We start from the raw sequence: 16,778 nt of genomic DNA, 5'->3' as shown, positions 1-16,778 counted from the left end.
TAAATTTATATTGGTTTTTTTAGCTCATTACTGGTTTTGTTCCCATTTCTTTTAAAAATCTGAAGTGGGCAATAATCGCTTTTCTTGTGGTTTCGTATTCTTTATACGGTAAATTGAATTCTTTAGCAGTATCCCGAACAATTTTAGATATTTTCCCATAATGAATATGACTAATATGAGGAAATATATGATGTTCCACCTGATGATTGAGACCACCAGTATACCAGTTTATGATTTTACTTTTAGCACCAAAATTAACGGTTGTTTTGAGCTGATGAATTGCCCATGTGTTTTTCATGGTGCCATTTTCTTCAGGGAGTGGCATTTCAGCTTCATCCATCACATGTGCTAACTGAAATACGACACTTAAGATAAGACCTGCTACATAATGCATGACAAAGAAACCTATCAAAATTTTCCACCAAGCGATGTCTAGAACCAACATTGGAATAACAATCCAAATCGCTACATAAATGAGTTTAGAGATAACTAATTTACTCCAATTCCAAACGGGATTAGGTAATTTTCCATAAGATAATTTGCGTTTCATGTAACGATACATTTGCTGGAAATCAGTCGTAATCGCCCAATTTATGGTTAATAAGCCATATAATAACACCGAATAATAGTGTTGGAACTTGTGATATTTACGCCATTCAGAATGTTTTGAAAATCGCAAAATACGCCCAGCTTCTAAGTCTTCATCATGACCATGGATATTCGTGTAAGTGTGATGTAACACATTATGTTGCACTTTCCAATTATAAACATTACCAGCTAAAATGTAGATGCTACTGCCCATGAGGCGATTGATCCACTCTTTGTTTGAAAACGACCCATGATTCCCATCATGCATCACATTCATTCCAACGCCTGCCATACCAACACCCATGACTATAGTCAATAGGAGTTGCGCCCATCCTGGAATTTGTAAAGTAAGTATTAAAAAATAAGGTGTGAGAAATAAGGAAAACATGATAATGGTTTTTAACCATAATTTCCAGTTTCCAGTACGCTTGATATTATTTTCTTTGAAATAATTATTTACGCGTTTGTTTAATGTTCTGAAGAACTTTGCCGAGTCCGTTCTTGAGAAAGATAAAGTTTGATTTGCCATTAATCTACATATTTTCAATATAACGTCAAATTCTTATAATGTTATATTTCAAGGCAAATATAAATAATAAAAGCTCCTTTAACTGTAATAAAATGCTAAAAATATCCACATAAAATTGTCTATTTTTGTGAAAATTTCAATTAAATGGAGCTTATACACCGTTATTTTCCAAATTTGTCAGACAAACAAATTGATCAATTTCAGCGATTAGAACGTCTTTATCAGGACTGGAATGTCAAGATCAATGTCGTATCTAGAAAGGATATTGACGAGCTTTACTTACGTCATGTGTTACATTCATTAGGAATAGCTAAAGTGATCCGTTTTAAAGACCAATCACATATTTTAGATGTTGGTACAGGTGGTGGTTTTCCCGGGATTCCGTTAGCGATATTACATCCAGAAAGTCAATTTCATTTAGTGGATAGCATTGCAAAAAAGATAAAGGTGGTAAATGAAGTGGTTGAAGGTCTAGGTTTGACTAACGTGAAAACGAGCCATAGTAGGGTGGAGGACATTGACGAGCAATTTGATTTTATTGTGAGTCGTGCTGTTGCCGCGATGCCTACATTTGTCCATTGGGTGAAAGGCAAGATTGCTAAAACACAGCGCCATGAACTGAAAAATGGGATATTGTACCTGAAAGGAGGTGACCTCAGTGAAGAGCTTAAAACTTACCAAACGGCGACGATATATAAGTTAACAGACTATTACGAGGATGATTTTTTTGAAACGAAAAAAGTGGTGCACTTACCCTTAAAATTTAAGGGTTAGAACCTAACCTTACAGATCTGTCATTAGTTAAAAGGACGTTGATACACTGAGGGAAAATCCAGTGTTTTGAGGCACGAACCTGCAAATACCACCAACACAAACTAAGCCCCCTCTTTGTCGGCCGTAGCTTCCCATAATTCTTGTTGCGCCTTTCGTATAACTACCACCAAATGTGTAATAATGGATTTGAAGATCTTCATCAGGATTCCCGTAATTCCATATATCAGTCGCATAGACGCTTAATCTACTATTGAAATTATATTCCAAAGTGCCGCCTGCCCAGTTTTTCGCTCTTTCGGAAAATTCATCATTTGAAAATAGATGCGAGAGTTCCATTCTAAGTGATTTTCCTTTATTAAATTTACGAGTTACTTCTCCCACAAGAGCAGTCGCATTGACTTCCCCAGTACGATCTTCAACATAGCGCGCATTGTAAAAGGTGTTCACTATCGTTACAATAGATGACCACTTAGGAGCCCATTTTTTTCTTACTTCAAGGCTCAATTCTTCAAAGTACTTTTCACCAAACCCAAAGAAATCCGTGTCTCCATAAGTTCTGTCAACAATATTGAAATCGCCTTTCAAGCCAGACCATGAGGCATAATTAAACGCTAGTTTAGTTCCGTATTTGCCACCGAGTTTCGTGTCTTTTTTGATGTTGTAATAAATGTCAACTTGCCCACCAATTTCACCTGCTTTAAACAGAGGATTAAATGTAAGCCTTGGTTGCGATTGATACACGTAGATATTCGTTAAGCCGTAGTCTTGTTGTTTGGTTAATGCTGGAATGAAGTTGATGTAATTTTGGTTAAATACATTGGCTGATTCATCACGTTCTGAGAAAAAAGCCATATTCTCCATCCTTCTAAAAGTCGCATCAATGCCCAGCCCAGAAGTCGCATATCCTACATTGAAAAGGACAGCACTACCATCAAAATAGACATCATTGATAGTATTGCCTAATTCTGTGTATACGTCTTCACTTTTGATAATATATTCTAAACCTGAATAAAAACCACCTTCAGAAAGACCAAGTCTAAATGAATAGGAATTTGTTAATGACTCAAAATTAGGATTGTCAATATCCAAATCTTCATCCCTACCCACATAACTTAAGCCCAGATCTAAACCAGTCGTTTCAAATTTAAACAAGGTGCCAAGGTCGACATCGGTATTAAATCCAAAGATGCTACCATCAGACACTTCAAAACCATCACGTTGTCTTCCATATAGAGCTGAAATTTCTACAGTATTTATAGGTCTATACTTCACATTAGCACCACGAATGGCATTATTAATTCCTAATTGTCTATCCTCCCATGATCGTAAAATAAGTCCGCTTCCAAATTGTTCATAAAAGTGACCAAGCGTTACCTCCAACTTTTCATTTCGATAACCAGCTGCAAATGTCCCTACATCTGTTCCTTTGTATTTTGGATAAAAATTGAGGATTGCATTGGGTTCATAAGATTCAATTTGCAAATGAGCAAACCAATTCTTGTAGTTATAATTTAATCTGAGATAGTTATTTGATCTAAAATGATCTTCTTCTTGAAAATCTCCCGTTTTGGGATCATCGATATAATATTGTGAGTTAGATTCGATTCCGCCACTTAATTTTCCGTAATTTTTTTCTTCTTGAGACCATACAAATAGAGGGATGCATAGCAAAAGTGCTAATAATTTAAATTGATCCATTAGGTTTGATGTGAAATAGTTAGTTGTGAGATTTATTTAGAGAACTCTCTGATTTTTTCATAAAGCTCATCTTCAGTGCCAGGAGTATATCCTGAATGTCTATATACAATTTTGTTATTCTTGACGAGTAAAGTTAATGGTACGGTTGGTGCGTTAAGGAGTCTTTTTAAGTCGCTATTGGTATCTAACAAAACATCAAATTCCCAACCTTTTCCATATACTAAAGGCTTAACCCTTTTTACCGTTCTAGAATCATCTACTGATACCGCATAAAGTTTTACATTAGTTTCATCCATCCAGTCTGAATATACTTCATTGATGGCATCCAACTCATTTTTACAAGGAACACACCACGTTGCCCATAAAGACAAAATTACTAGTTGATCATTTTCGGAGATAGTTTGTAAATCGACACTACTACCATCTAAAGATTCCATTTGTAGATTCGGCAATACGTCTTGCCCTAAGGCAAATGAATAAAAGCAGATGGTTAAGATTAGAGTCGTTAGGGTTTTCATTTGATAATTTTTTAATAGTTCTTTTGAACAAAGTTAGTTTATTTTCTAATTTTTCTGTGGAAAGATCAAATAAATAAAATTTAAAGATATATATTCGTAAATCTTAAAAATTTAACACTTATAAATTTAGTATTATGAAAATCAAAAGTTTAACAAAAGTATTTCTTTTTGTTGCTGTTGCTGCCCTTTTCTCTTGTAGTTCTTCGGATGAAAATAATGATGGAGGCAATAGTGGACCATCATCGATTTCTGTGACTGCAAGTTCACAATTTGTGGATTTTGGAGGTACAGTAACTTTTACTGTTAAGACCAACGAAGGTCTTGACGTGACATCAGAATCAACTATTTTGGTCAATAGCCAGGCTGTTGCAGGAAATTCATTTACCGCAACTGAAACAGGAGATTACGCTGTTACAGCTACCTACGGTGAATTAACAAGTTCAGCGATTAATGTGAATGTATTGCCTGTTTTAGTAGGTATTGAAATTGTTCCAAATAGTACGACTTATAACATTGGAGATCGTGTTGAATTTACGGTTTTAGGAATAGATAATGATGGAAATACAAGTAATATTACTTCAGGATGTGATTTTATAATTGATGGAAATGATGCATTTACAGGGAATGTTGTCATTCCAGGAGCTGTAGGTTCTATAACAGCCTATGCAACGTTTGGAGAATTTACTAGTCAAACTGAAACTGTTACGGTTACGGATAATGCTTCAACGCCTGGTACGTATCAGAAAAAAGCATTAATTGAAGATTATACTGGTACATGGTGTGGCTATTGCCCAAGAGTTTCTTATGCCATTGAATTATCAAAAGAGCAATCAGAAAATGTGGTAGCTGTTGGTATTCACAATGGTGATCCTATGGCTAATTCATTTGGAAGTCAAATGGAGAATGCTGTAAATATCACAGGATTCCCTACAGCTTATATTAACCGTTCTGAACTTTGGGATTTCCCAGAGCCAAGTAATGTGTCACAAGTAACTAGTAAAGCAAATGGCGTTACTACTGGTGGTATTGCAGTTAATACAGCGATTAAAGGAAATAACTTATCCTTTTTAGTGAGTGCTGGTTTTGGTGAAAATATTTCAGGAGCTAAATTAGTAGTCTTCTTATTAGAAAGTGGATTGGTTTACAATCAAACAAATTATACAACTTATTATGGTGGTGGAGCGACTATAAACAATTTTACGCATGACCACGTTTTACGTCATTCTTTCACAAGTGTACTTGGTGATAACATCTCGGCTTCAGATGCTGTGGGAGGAAATACGTATCGTATGAAAATGGACTATGTTGTACCGAATAACTTAGTACAGAATCCAGCTAAAATAGAAATCGTTGCGATGTTGTTAGATGCTAATGGCGAGCTAATTAATGTTAATATGGCTAAAGCTGGAGAGTTCTCAGATTTTTAATAAGGATTTGAATAATACATAAAAAAAAAGAGGTTAGAACATTCTAACCTCTTTTTTTTATACACTACATTCGTGATGTTACTGTACAATAATTTTTGTTTTGTATTGATAAAGGTCTTGCGTCTGGATGCTTAAAATATACATGCCTGATTCTAACTGTAACGGTAGTGTTGTGCGTCTACTTAATGATTGATTTGTAGTCTTTAAAACTGTTTTCCCAGTAACATCAACTAGTGATATACGCACATTTTCAATAACATTACTACTTAAAATAGTTAGTTCCTCTTTCACAGGGTTCTTTTCAACTTTAATGGATGTGATTGCTTCAAAATTGCTGTTAGATAAAGTTTCAGGTATAATTTCACTTAATGCAAAAGCGACATTTTGCTCTGTTAATTGCACATGATTTTCATTGTCATCTGGCATATACCAATTCACGAAAGGCGTGCTGTTAATAGTATCACCATTATCAGGAATTCCTAAATCAATAGTATGAAACCAGTTCACTTCGTTATTTGTTACTTCTAAAGCCATACCGCTCACCGATGGTATAAAACTAAATTTATCTAGCTGTAAAGCTCCTATAAAATCACCAATCAATCCTGTACTGCCTAATCCTTCAGTAAATCCGCCTAAATCAAATAAACCTCCGGAAGAAGCATCAACACCATCACTAAAACTTGGCGCTTCAGCGTCGACTTCAATATCAAAAATATCGATAAAGCCTAAGAACACCACATTGATTTTACTAATGAGAGCTGTTGTATTTGCACTTGGTGTAAGATTGATTTGTATGGTAGCATCTGTAGAAGGACCAACACCAACGAAGGTGTCGTTTAAAACAGTAAAGCCAGGTGTAACGGCTGTATTTGTGATTGACTGAAAAGGTGTTCCAATACCACTCCCATTGATGATGGCAACGTTTCTTGTGTTTTCAGGGAAACCAGTGGCTGTTAGTGAATTGATGTTAGATTCAAAAGTGACTCTATAAGGATGTGCTTCTGGTAAAAGTTTTGTAGGATCAAAATTTACAGGATCTCCATCAATTAAATGTGATTCAAAATGATCAACCAATAACTGTCTGGCAGCAGGCGATTTGAGAAGTCCATTAACAATTCCTTGTAATTCTACGACATTTAAATCTGCCCCGAGTCCGAAACCTAAGAAATTAAATTGATGTTGAAAACCGAGGGGAATATTGGCACCAAGGTGAGGCGAATCAAAAGAAATCCATAATCTCGTTTCATGATTTTGGGAATTGTTCTCCATATAATTAAGAGCATAACGAGAGATCAAACCACCCATACTTGGTCCAATAATTACTAATTCTTCATCACCTACCTTGTCAGCGTTTAAGGTGTTGATGAGATCTACTAATAGCATAGCGTTTCGTTCGATAAAATCGGCGCCACCATCCACTAAGGTGCTTCCTGGGTAATCAAGTTCGTCAATGACTAAGTCGGCGTTGTTATCTGTAGCGTCATCAATGATTAGTAAGGAATTGTCTGCGAGTCTGAAATATGAAGGAAAGTTCAAAATGACAACATCAAATCCTTGAGCTCTAACCAAATCAGCAAGATTTTGATTGCCTTCTGACCCTGTGAAGTCTAGTAAACTATAGAGTCCAGGGACTGTTCTACCATCTCCAGGATCAAATCCATCGACGAGTATGATAGGTTTGTCAAGGACACCAGTATCGGTATCTAAAAAAATCTCATATTCTCCTAAACCTGCAAAACTAGTAATTCCAGTGTAGCCGCTTAAGTCAGGAGCAATGGTCGATTCAAACTCAACAGTTTGAGCTTGCAAGAAGAATGGTGATAACAATAATAGAAAAACGTATTTTTTTACCATGATGCATGATTTATAGATTAGATTAACAAGATACAAAGTTTCAGTAAGTTAATAAGATGTTACTATAGGTTTTGGATGAATACTCAAAAAAAATCCCCAAACTGTCAAGCTTGAGGATTCGTTTTTAAAGTCTTTGCTTTAATTTACCCTAAAAAAGGATATTTGTAATCTGTAGGTGTTACAAAGGTTTCCTTGATCATTCGAGGTGATACCCATCTCAATAAATTTAGGGCACTACCAGCTTTATCATTAGTTCCGGATGCTCTTGCACCTCCAAACGGTTGTTGTCCTACAACAGCACCCGTTGGTTTGTCGTTAATGTAGAAGTTTCCAGCGCAATTTTGTAAGGTCTTAGTGGCTTCTTGGATCGCGTATCTGTCTGTAGCTAAAATAGCACCAGTTAGTGCATATTCGCTAGTGCCATCAACTAGTTTTAAGGTTTCAGAATAGTTGTTTTCGTCATAAACATATATGGTAATCACAGGTCCAAATAATTCGGTGCACATGGTCGTGTATTTCGGGTTGGTTGTGACGATAACAGTTGGTTCAATAAAATAGCCTTTACTTTTGTCGTAATTTCCACCAACAATAATTTCTGCATCGGCATCCGCTTTTGCACCATCTATGTATTTCGCGAGTTTATCAAATGAACCCTCGTGTATCACTGCTGTAATAAAATTACTCATATCTTCTGGAGATCCCATTTTAAAAGAATTGACATCTTCTATGACACGATCTTTAACCGTTTCCCAGATATTTGAAGGAATGTATGCTCGAGAAGCTGCACTACATTTTTGTCCTTGAAACTCAAAAGCGCCTCTTGTAATTGCAGTGGCAACCTGAATCGGATTTGCCGTTTTATGGGCGATAATAAAGTCTTTTCCTCCAGTTTCACCCACGATACGAGGATACGTTTTATAATTGTGAATATTATTTCCTATTTTTTTCCATAGTTCTTTGAAAATGAATGTTGATCCTGTGAAATGTAATCCAGAAAAATCTGGACTATCCATAACAACATCAGTAATCATTGCAGGATCACCAAAAACTACATTAATCACGCCATCTGGTACGCCAGCTTCTTTAAAGACATCCATGATGACTTTTGCGGAGTATATCTGACTATCACTAGGTTTCCATACAACGACATTACCCATCATAGCCATACACGATGGCAAGTTGCCTGCAATAGCTGTAAAGTTAAAAGGGGTAACTGCATAAGTAAATCCTTCAAGAGGTCTATATTCTAATCTGTTCCAAGCACTGCTTGTACTTTCTGGTTGATCATGATAGATATCTGTCATGTATTGTACGTTGAATCTTAAAAAATCGATTAACTCACAGGCAGAATCAATTTCAGCTTGGTGTATCGTTTTAGATTGCGCAATCATTGTCGCGGCATTTATTTTTGCTCGGTAAGGCCCTGCAATTAATTCAGCAGCCTTCAGAAAAATACCTGCACGTTGTTCCCATGGAAGCTGAGACCAATTTTTTCTGGCTTCAAGAGCCGTAGCAATCGCTTCTTCTACATGAGATTTTTCGGCTAAATGATACGTGCCAACTACATGCTGATGGTCATGCGGTGCCGACATGGTTTTGGTATTACCAGTAGAAACGTCTTTGCCATTAATATAAAGAGGGACATCAATTTTAGTATTCCACATGTCCTTATATGCTTGTAAGACTTCTTCGCGCTCAGGAGATCCTGGAGCGTATGTCTTTACAGGTTCATTAATAGCTATTGGTACATTGAAAAATCCTTTTCCCATGGTGTATTTAAATTTATAATTATGTGTTCTTTTGAAGGTGCAAAGTTACGATATTTTTGACGACTATGTAAGTGAAACAACCTTAAAACAAGGTTAAAAATAACAGTAATTTTTTGTAAGTTGCTCACATAAATAAAATCATGAACGACGCCTTTATTCTTACGTTGGCTTATCCTGAGACTATCGTATCTCATGCAGAAGAGTGGTATTCGCCACTTTTGCGATTTGCCTTTATTGGAAATAAGGCTCATGTTAGGGCAGGCCATGCAGCATTGGTATTGATTGATAAATCAACAGGAATTTTAGAATATCATGATTTTGGAAGGTACATTACGCCTTCACCCAATGGTAGGGTGAGAGGGCGTGAAACTGATTTTGAACTGCACTTTCCTATTGTAGCAGATATTGCAAATGATCGCATTCTGAATTTAGAGGACATTTTGATTTTTTTGGCAACACACCCAAAATTGACCCATGGTGATGGTGATTTATATGCTTCGGTATGTAATGCAGTTAATTATGATTTGGCTAGAGCACATATAGATATGATGCAAAATAAAGGGTTTATTAGGTATGCTGCCTTCATAAAAGATGCTTGTAATTGCGCCCGATTTGTAACTGATACTTTGATTGCATGTGTTACCGATGATACGATAAAAAAAGAGCTCGTGAATTCCAAAAGATTTACACCAAGTACGATCGGAAATGTGGTGATTGCTGATACTGAAAATGATATTTTGGTAATCACAGAAAGCGGTATTATCTCTGAATTCTCTTCAACTGTAAGTAAGGAAAACAGACGCTTGTTTCTAGATACTCTCAATGGCTATAAACCAAGTTTGAAAGGCACTTTAGAACCTAAGCACAATTCAGAGAGGAAGGAACATGCTCAATGGTTAGGAGGTATTGCGGCAGGCGCATGGTTTGAATTGTATGATACAGAGAACTATTGGGAGTTTAGATTCAGGCGAATTTCACCTTACGGTCACATCGATTGCGATGGGGTGTATAACATTTGTTCTGAGGGTTTCGATATAGAGCGCCATTACCAATTTGTACACTATTCCAATTGCCGATTTTTCCATATTCAGCAGGCTGACATGACGTATAGGTTCGATTTTTTGGATCACTACAATTAGTTCAACGCGAAAGGTGCACTTAATTTGAAGGAAGGAATAATGACTTTGAACTTATTGGTATTCGTAAAATTAACCATATTATAATGCCCTTGCATTGCCCCAAAAGGCGATGTTAATAAACAGCCAGAGTTGTATGTATGGGATTCACCTGGTTTAAGGACCGGTTTTTTGCCGATAACACCTTCTCCTTCGATAACTTCTACATTGTTTAAGGCATCCATTATTTTCCAGTATCTCGAATTGAGTTGTACAGAATCTTTACTTTGATTTTCAATCGTTACTTTGTAGCCAAACGCAAAATGTACCTTATAATTTTTATAGAAGGTGCCTTCGAAAGAGGTTTCGACAGAAATTTTTATGCCACTTGTAACTTGTTGAACCATGAAGTAATTTGAAATAATAGCTTACAAAAATAACTAAATTCCCACTAAATATGGGCACTTTTTTAAAATTAAGCAAATTTTTAACAACTTTTAAATGCGCTACCGACTAAGTGAATTATAAATCGGTTGAATGCTCAAAATCTTCGATGGTTTTAAAAAAGTTTATAATGTCTGTTTCCTCCAAAACACTATTGATGGTCACCATTCTTACAAATTCTTGATCTCTGAATTGTCCGAAACCAACCATTAATTCAGCATGATCATAAAGTGCTGTACATAATAAATTAGCAGGAATGTTTTTATAGTTAAAACATACAGAAATGGAGTTGTCAAAACTGTATAATGTGTAATCTTTATGTGATCGGATGTAGTTTCTCGCAATTTCTGCTAATTCAAATTGTTTGTTGACTAAAGCTCTAAGACCATTACTCCCTATCGATTTCCATAACGTCCATAATTTTAAGGCATCATTACGTCGGCCACATTGAATAGATGTTTTTCCGAGGTTAAAATCGTCATCGTTTGTTTGGTAAAGGTATTCGGCTTCATTAGAAAAAGACTCGTATAAGTATTTTTTGTCTTTTACCACGATTATTGAGCAGCTTAATGGTGTACCAAGCATTTTATGCGCATTGACGCTAAATGAATCGGTGAGCTCAATGCCTGCTACCAAATGCTTGTAAGAGTCACTAAAAATAACTGCACCACAGTAGGCACCGTCGAGGTGTAACCAAAGCTGATGAGATTTACAAACTTTACTTATGGCCTTAATATTGTCAAAAGCACCCAAGACGGTTGTTCCGGCCGTGGCATTGACAAAAAAAGGTTGAAATCCTTTGGCTTTATCCATGGTTATTTGACGTTCCAAATCCTCAGCGAGCATCTCACCTCGATCATTTGTTTTTATCGTTCTCACCTGCTGTCTGCCTACACCAATAAATGCGGCATTTTTAGCTATTGAATAATGCGATACTTCTGAAGTATAGAGCGTCATTTTAGAAGTGACTCCCGACATACGAACGTTAGGATCATGTTTGTCGCGCGCCATTAAAGCAGCCATAAAATTACTCATAGATCCACCTGGCGCAAAGGTGCCATCAGATGTTTCAGGATATCCTATGATCTCACATATTTTATGAAGAATGGTTTTTTCAATTCCTACCTGCGGACCAGCAACTTTATAAGTGTACATGCTATTGTTAAGCATGACTGCCAACAAATCTCCCAGCGTCGCTCTACTCATTCTTCCACCAAACAGTTGATTGAAAAATTTACGTGAAGCCGTTTTTGGAGTGTACTTAATAATGGCTCTCAAGGCAGCTTCAAAATCACGGTCTATAGAACCTTCAGCATGAAGTTCAAGATCTAAAGTTTCATAAAGTGAATTGGTGTCAATTGGTTTTGCTACTGGATGCTGTTGCTCTTCGGAAATTAATGTTGTGACAAGTTCATTAAATAAGGTTAAGTCGTTTTGCATAAATCAGTACTGTTCAAAATTTTGGCTTTGTGTAAATTTATTCCTATTTTTTCAGAATGATAAAGAAAACACTTAATAATATCCCGAGCTACCATTGAAATCTTCAGCATACCTTCAAAACTTAATAGACTTGTTGTCGGATTCGAGCAAAGATGATTACAGTTCCATATTGAATAATTTCAATTTTGAAGCTATAGACTTTGGTCCTTTCCTTAATTGGTCTGATGAAAAGTATACGCGTAATTGTCTTTACCGGGATTCTAGATTTGAACTTATTTTGCTCTGCTGGGAAAAAGGTCAGGAAACGGCTGTGCATGGGCATGATGGTGAGGATTGCTGGGTTTATTTGTTGGAGGGACAAATGGAAGAAGTTTTTTATGAGATGAATCCTCAAAAAACACTAGAACGTTTAAATGCGCATCGCGTGGTGCCAAAGCAACTGACTTTTATGAATGACAGATTAGGATACCATAAATTGAAAAACATTCATCAAGGTAAATCAATGAGTTTACATGTGTATGCCAAGCCTATTGACAATTGTGTGTATTTTGATGAAAAAACAGAAGCATTCCAAAAGGTGAGCCTATCCTACGATACTGTGCCGGAACCGATTGAATAGAATCGACTTAATTCGAGATGTTGACAGAGGTCGCTTCGCCAAATCCGATGAGTTCATCAAATCTCGCACCCAAATCCCTGTAGTAAACTAACACTTTATAATTGTTTTCCGTTTGCCAAAAATTACCACTTATTAAACCTTCATTGAGCTTACCATTTTTATCTACAACCACATATTTATAATTGTAAAAACCTTGCTTTAACTTTATAGCAACTTCATAACGACCGCTTTCGCTATTAAAGGTGAGCTTATTATTACTGGTTAAAGCGTAATTATTAAAGTTTCCGTAGACATAGATGTCGCTACCATCAGTGAGTTTGGGATAATTAAGCGAAAAATGAACATAAGTATAATCTGCTTCAATATCAGTGTCGTCCGTGTCAATGGCGGTCACGAGGAAGTTACCGTTTATGTCTGGATTGTAGGTGTATGGCTGATTTGCGCGTGGTGCATCAGCAAATAAATAACTGTGATAAATATCCTGTAAATCTATAAATTGAACACCTACATTGGCGCCTCTCACATTTTTAGTTTCAAAAAACCGATATTCATTACTGGCCCAAAAAGCGGTTTCGTTGGTATATTTATAAATGAGTTCATTGCCTATTGTATATTGCGGCTTGACACCAGTAATGGCTGTATTGAGGTTGTTGTTTTGTATGATAAGGGTATTGACCGTACGTTTAGGATTGTTAAGATTCATGCCGCCCGAATTGATAGTAATGTCAACACTTTGTTTGCTTTCTATAAATTTAACATCGCGCATCCGTTTGATAGCAACACCAACACCTAAGCGTTCTTTGTATATCATGAATTTTCTAGTAAAAACGACTTCTTGATTTTCATCATATATAGAGATGATGTAATTGCCCGATTTGGTAAGAGCACGCGTTTGTTGATTTGGGATTTGTAAATCGTAATGGGAGTATAATTGATAGGCATTAAAGGAATTTCTGTAATTAATAATACGGTAATTATCAAAGCCATCCATGTATTCCATTTTCACAAGGTTGGATCTGGTCCAATCAAAATTGTAATGTTCAATAGTGTAGTAGAAGTCGGGTTCATTAGTAGTGAGGACATCAAATTCTAAATGAAAGGCCTCACCTAAACGAATGATAGGAAGTTGACCTTGGGAAGACGTACGGCTTCTAAAAGTTATGGTTTTAATATAATCAGGAGGATGAATTTCCGATGTTTGAGAAAATCCTTGTGCTACAAAAAGCAGCGTTAAAAGTAAAAAACAGGCCTTTTTAATCATTAAATTCAGTTTGATAGGTAAAGATAAACAAAATCTGTGCCTTTGTGTAGTCATATTATTTAGAATGAATAAAAATAATAAACTTAAAATGTCAGACTATTTTATTACACAGTAAATTCGTAAATTTGCACGGATTTTTAGACAACTAATTTCAATATAAAGCGTATGTCAAAAGACATTAAAATTAAAAAAGGTCTGGATATTAAACTTGTTGGTGAAGCTGAAAAAACAGTAGAACAAGCCATTATAAGTAATTTCTGCACGATCAGACCTGAGGATTTTCACAGCGTTGTTCCAAAACTTATTGCAAAAGAAGGTGCCACTTTAAAAGTAGGTGATGTGATCTTTTATGATAAATCACACGAGGACGTTAAGTTTGTTTCTCCTGTTTCTGGAACGGTTGTAGAAGTGCAAAGAGGTCCTAAAAGGCGTATCGATGCCATCAAGATCCAAGCGGATAAGGAGTCATCCTTTAAAGACTTTGGAAAATTTGATTTGACTTCAGATGCTGAAAAAATAAAATCACACTTATTGGCATCTGGATGTTGGCCATTTATAAAGCAAAGACCTTATGATGTGATAGCTAATCCAAATAAATCGCCAAAAGCTATTTTTATTTCTGGTTACGCTACCGCTCCTTTGGCGGCCGATTTAGATTTTGTTCTTCAAGGTAAAGAGGCAGAATTGCAAACCGCTATTACTGCATTGTCCAAATTAACAGAGGGTAGTGTTCATATTGGAATTGGATCTAATAGCTCACCTTTATCAGGAATGAATGATGCTGTTATTCACAGTGTTTCAGGACCACATCCATCTGGAAATGTAGGGACGCAAATCAATAAAATTGATCCTGTCAATAAAGGAGAAACCGTTTGGACTGTAAACGCACAAGATCTTGTGATCGTTGGAGAATTATTACTTACAGGTAAATTCAATGCTGAACGTATCGTCGCATTAGCGGGTTCATCGGTCAAGAAACCAAGATATTTCAAAACCAAGATTGGAAGTGAAGTAGCAACGATGGTTTATGATAATGGCGTAGATAAAGATGGAAATGATCGCATTATTTCTGGAAACGTCTTGTCTGGTAAACAAGTGAAACCTGACGGAAGTTTAGGATATTACGATAATCTAATCACAGTAATTCCTGAGGGTGACGATTATGAATTTTTCGGATGGAACAAACCTGTTTTTGATAAAATTTCAACGTCAAGAGCGTTGACTTTCTCTTGGTTGAGTCCGAAGAAAAAATACGATTTAAATACGAATACAAATGGCGAGCATCGTGCCTTTGTTGTTACAGGTTCGTACGAGGAAGTGTTTCCATTAGATATTTATCCAATGCAAATCCTTAAGGCTTGTAAATATGAAGATTTAGATGAAATGGAAGCTTTAGGAATGTACGAAGTAGCTCCTGAGGATTTCGCATTGACAGAATTCATATGTGTGTCTAAACAACCACATCAAGATATAATCAGAAAAGGTTTAGACTTAATGCTTAAAGAAATAGGATAATGGGTTTAAAAAGTAACTTACATAACTTAAAGGAAAAATATAAAGGAACCAAAATGGCTCCCGCGTTTAACGCACTGCACACCTTTTTATATTTACCAAATGAGACCACGCATAATGGCACTCATATAAAAGCAGCTGATGATTTAAAACGTACGATGAATACGGTAATCATGGCGCTTATACCTTGTTTAATTTTTGGCATGTATAATGCTGGTTATCAGCATTATTTAGCACTAGGAGAGATTGAGGCTTCCAATGGCTTTTTAGGTGCAACATTCTGGACAATAGATAATTTAATTGTTGGTTTAACTCAAGTGTTACCGCTTGTTGTGGTGTCTTATGGTGTTGGATTGGCCGTTGAATTTTTATTCGCAGTAATCAAAGGACACGAAGTTGAAGAAGGCTATTTGGTAACGGGAATGCTTGTGCCGCTAATTGTACCAGTTGATATTCCGTTATGGATGCTTGCCGTTGCAGTCGTTTTCGGTGTGGTTATAGGAAAGGAAGTGTTTGGTGGAACAGGAATGAATATTTTAAATCCAGCACTAACCATTAGAGCCTTTCTATTCTTCGCCTATCCAACATGGATGTCTGGTGATAAAGTTTGGGTACATGGTGCGGTAGAACGCGATCAAATGATTGCTGCAGGAGCAGACAATTTGGATGCGATTTCTGGTGAGACCATCTTAGGAAGTCTTGCCCAAAATAACGCTGTGGATTACAGTGTTTGGGATATGTTCTGGGGATTAATTCCTGGATCGGTTGGTGAAACATCAAAGTTCTTGATTATCATCGGTGCTTTGTTCTTAATATTTACAAAAATAGGAAGCTGGAGAATCATCCTTTCAACGCTTATTGGAGCATTGACAATGGGATTAATATTCAATGGTGTTGTTTCAGCTGAATGGATTGGTGAGTCAAGTAAATTCTACGGATTAATGAACGTCCCGTTCTGGCAACATTTAATCATTGGTAGTATTTTATTTGGTGCGGTATACATGGCTACAGACCCTGTAACTGCCTCGCAAACTAATAAAGGAAAATGGATTTACGGATTTTTGATCGGTTTTATATCTATCATGATTCGAGTATTTAATCCAGCCTATCCAGAAGGTGTGTTCTTAGCTATTTTGTTAATGAACGTTTTTGCACCAACCATTGATCACTATGTGGTTCAAGGTAATGTCAAACGTCGTATGAAACGTCTAAAAGTAAAAACTGCTTAAG

At 36.3% G+C, this 16,778-nt stretch carries 14 protein-coding genes; 6 read left to right on the top strand and 8 right to left on the bottom strand.

The window, feature by feature from the left end:
• Positions 1-19: 19 nt before the first annotated feature.
• Positions 20-1,117, bottom strand: a complete 1,098-nt coding sequence (locus tag ACU8DI_RS01005) for a fatty acid desaturase family protein (RefSeq protein ID WP_447110871.1) — start codon at positions 1,115-1,117, stop codon at positions 20-22.
• A gap of 144 nt (positions 1,118-1,261) precedes the next feature.
• On the opposite strand from ACU8DI_RS01005, the gene rsmG reads away from it, so the two are divergent.
• Positions 1,262-1,891: a 16S rRNA (guanine(527)-N(7))-methyltransferase RsmG gene (rsmG, locus tag ACU8DI_RS01000; RefSeq protein WP_447110870.1), complete on the top strand. Its 630-nt coding sequence runs from the start codon at positions 1,262-1,264 to the stop codon at positions 1,889-1,891.
• Positions 1,892-1,918: 27 nt separating this feature from the next.
• Here the strand turns inward: rsmG and ACU8DI_RS00995 are convergent, their stop codons facing one another.
• Both ACU8DI_RS00995 and ACU8DI_RS00990 read right to left on the bottom strand, forming a co-directional pair.
• Complete coding sequence (locus tag ACU8DI_RS00995; RefSeq protein WP_447110869.1) at positions 1,919-3,589, bottom strand: DUF6029 family protein; 1,671 nt, start codon at positions 3,587-3,589, stop codon at positions 1,919-1,921.
• Positions 3,590-3,621: 32 nt separating this feature from the next.
• Positions 3,622-4,107, bottom strand: coding sequence for a TlpA family protein disulfide reductase (locus ACU8DI_RS00990; RefSeq protein ID WP_447110868.1), 486 nt, complete (start codon positions 4,105-4,107; stop codon positions 3,622-3,624).
• Positions 4,108-4,241: 134 nt separating this feature from the next.
• On the opposite strand from ACU8DI_RS00990, the gene ACU8DI_RS00985 reads away from it, so the two are divergent.
• Entirely contained in the window at positions 4,242-5,534 is a 1,293-nt protein-coding gene (locus ACU8DI_RS00985; protein WP_447110867.1) for an Omp28-related outer membrane protein, read from the top strand.
• 78 nt (positions 5,535-5,612) lie between these two features.
• Here ACU8DI_RS00985 and ACU8DI_RS00980 read toward each other — a convergent pair whose 3' ends face one another.
• Together ACU8DI_RS00980 and pruA are read right to left on the bottom strand one after the other, a co-directional pair.
• Positions 5,613-7,388 carry a T9SS type A sorting domain-containing protein gene (locus tag ACU8DI_RS00980; RefSeq protein WP_447110866.1) on the bottom strand — a complete coding sequence of 592 codons (1,776 nt, stop codon included), beginning with the start codon at positions 7,386-7,388 and terminating at the stop codon, positions 5,613-5,615.
• 143 nt (positions 7,389-7,531) lie between these two features.
• Positions 7,532-9,157, bottom strand: a complete 1,626-nt coding sequence (gene pruA / locus ACU8DI_RS00975; RefSeq protein ID WP_447110865.1) for an L-glutamate gamma-semialdehyde dehydrogenase — start codon at positions 9,155-9,157, stop codon at positions 7,532-7,534.
• Between the two features lie 140 nt (positions 9,158-9,297).
• Here pruA and ACU8DI_RS00970 point away from each other — a divergent pair, with 140 nt between their 5' ends.
• Positions 9,298-10,296 (top strand): DUF6695 family protein, encoded by a 999-nt coding sequence (locus ACU8DI_RS00970; protein ID WP_447110864.1) that lies wholly within the window; start codon positions 9,298-9,300, stop codon positions 10,294-10,296.
• Here ACU8DI_RS00970 and apaG read toward each other — a convergent pair.
• Positions 10,293-10,679, bottom strand: a complete 387-nt coding sequence (apaG, locus tag ACU8DI_RS00965) for a Co2+/Mg2+ efflux protein ApaG (protein ID WP_447110863.1) — start codon at positions 10,677-10,679, stop codon at positions 10,293-10,295. The genes ACU8DI_RS00970 and apaG overlap by 4 nt on opposite strands.
• Positions 10,680-10,794: 115 nt before the next feature.
• Positions 10,795-12,156 carry a pyridoxal phosphate-dependent decarboxylase family protein gene (locus ACU8DI_RS00960; RefSeq protein WP_447110862.1) on the bottom strand — a complete coding sequence of 454 codons (1,362 nt, stop codon included), beginning with the start codon at positions 12,154-12,156 and terminating at the stop codon, positions 10,795-10,797.
• A 94-nt stretch (positions 12,157-12,250) separates the two neighbouring features.
• Here ACU8DI_RS00960 and ACU8DI_RS00955 point away from each other — a divergent pair, with 94 nt between their 5' ends.
• Positions 12,251-12,775 (top strand): cysteine dioxygenase, encoded by a 525-nt coding sequence (locus ACU8DI_RS00955; protein WP_447110861.1) that lies wholly within the window; start codon positions 12,251-12,253, stop codon positions 12,773-12,775.
• Between the two features lie 7 nt (positions 12,776-12,782).
• On the opposite strand, the gene ACU8DI_RS00950 is transcribed toward ACU8DI_RS00955, so the two are convergent.
• Positions 12,783-14,036, bottom strand: a complete 1,254-nt coding sequence (locus ACU8DI_RS00950; protein ID WP_447110860.1) for a type IX secretion system plug protein — start codon at positions 14,034-14,036, stop codon at positions 12,783-12,785.
• 165 nt (positions 14,037-14,201) lie between these two features.
• On the opposite strand from ACU8DI_RS00950, the gene ACU8DI_RS00945 reads away from it, so the two are divergent.
• Both ACU8DI_RS00945 and ACU8DI_RS00940 read left to right on the top strand, forming a co-directional pair.
• Positions 14,202-15,551 (top strand): Na(+)-translocating NADH-quinone reductase subunit A, encoded by a 1,350-nt coding sequence (locus tag ACU8DI_RS00945; RefSeq protein ID WP_447110859.1) that lies wholly within the window; start codon positions 14,202-14,204, stop codon positions 15,549-15,551.
• Positions 15,551-16,777 carry an NADH:ubiquinone reductase (Na(+)-transporting) subunit B gene (locus ACU8DI_RS00940; RefSeq protein ID WP_447110858.1) on the top strand — a complete coding sequence of 409 codons (1,227 nt, stop codon included), beginning with the start codon at positions 15,551-15,553 and terminating at the stop codon, positions 16,775-16,777. The genes ACU8DI_RS00945 and ACU8DI_RS00940 overlap by 1 nt, the downstream gene beginning before the upstream one ends.
• The last annotated feature ends 1 nt before the right edge of the window (position 16,778 follow it).

The sequence above is a fragment of the Psychroserpens sp. BH13MA-6 genome (genome assembly GCF_052983595.1).
The sequence above is the reverse complement of the archived record's forward strand: the minus strand, read 5'-3'. Positions and strand labels throughout refer to the sequence as shown.